At 26.9% G+C, this 528-nt stretch carries 1 protein-coding gene; it reads left to right on the top strand.

Translation table 11 applies throughout. The features are described 5' to 3' along the window. Positions 1–97: 97 nt before the first annotated feature. A partial coding sequence (locus tag FEM21_RS16045; RefSeq protein ID WP_035662756.1) for a hypothetical protein occupies positions 98–528 on the top strand: 431 nt, incomplete at its 3' end.

Raw genomic sequence — 528 nt, 5'->3', positions numbered from 1 at the left:
TTTAAAACAAGTCAAGAATCAAGACGGTAAGATTCTTTCCGCTAACGAATATCATTACAAGAATCAATAAAAAATTATTTATCAATAAAAAATATTTATGAAAAATACATTTATACGTTTTACAATTTTGACTTTGTTTTTCAATTATTATTCAGGCATTGCTCAGATTCATAGTAGTAAATTGTTAGGAAAATGGGAACTGGATTATAATTCTACTTCAGCATTAATGGAGGCTGATGTTAAAAAAGTGTTTAATAGTTTGCCTGAAGTCAATCATTCTACCATTGAAAAAGTATATAAAGGAAGGCAAATGATATTTATGAACAATAATATATTTGAGCTTAAGCTATCCGATGGAAGATCTTCAATAGGAATGTGGGAATTGAACCTTGAAGAGAAGGTATTAAAAATAAAGAACCAAAAAAATAATAAAGAGTATTTCTATAAAATAGTTAGCCTTACTAGTGAAACTTTACTAATTGAAGAGCTAGAAGTTAAAGGAACAAGCTATTTTAAAAAGCTTCATTT

This window comes from Flavobacterium seoulense, assembly GCF_000695795.1.
Classification (GTDB): Bacteria; Bacteroidota; Bacteroidia; order Flavobacteriales; family Flavobacteriaceae; genus Flavobacterium; species Flavobacterium seoulense.
The sequence above is the reverse complement of the archived record's forward strand: the minus strand, read 5'-3'. Positions and strand labels throughout refer to the sequence as shown.